At 62.4% G+C, this 526-nt stretch carries 1 protein-coding gene; it reads right to left on the minus strand.

The annotated features are described in order from the left end of the window. Positions 1–233: 233 nt before the first annotated feature. The coding region (locus JF66_RS20045) for a CPBP family intramembrane glutamic endopeptidase (protein WP_035880650.1) at positions 234–526 on the minus strand (293 nt) is incomplete at its 5' end.

The raw sequence follows: 526 nt of genomic DNA on the forward strand, positions 1-526 counted from the left end.
CCGGTCAAACCAGGCAGCACCTCGTCGAACAGGGCCTGCCATGCGCGCGAATGTACCCTCGCGGTGTCGGTCACCACACCGTCGAGATCGAAGAGCACGGCGTCATATAAGACCGTGTCGGAGTGGGCTGGGTCCGTGTGTGGGAGATGAGAATTCGCCACGTGCTCGCTCTCCTCCCTTTCGACGCCCACACTACTCCGAGGGCGTGAAACAGGTGACGTTCCTGGTCGGATTTACGACGAGGGGGCGAGTAATCCCGGCCACCACGCCAGGGCGAGGGGATAGCCGACGAAGGAGAGGATGTCGAGCATCCAGTGTGTGATCACGAGCGGCATCGTGCGGCCCCAACGGGTGTAGCACCAGCCGAAGACAACGCCCATGGCGACGTTGCCGAAGAACGGGCCGATGCCCTGGTACAGGTGATAGCTGCCGCGCAGTACCGCAGAGGAGAGAATAATCGTCCAGGTCGGCCAGCCCAGTTGGCGGAGGCGTGTGAAGAGGTAGCCCACGACGATGATTTCCTCGA

The sequence above is a fragment of the Cryobacterium sp. MLB-32 genome (assembly GCF_000738085.1).
In the GTDB taxonomy this organism is placed as follows: Bacteria; Actinomycetota; Actinomycetes; order Actinomycetales; family Microbacteriaceae; genus Cryobacterium.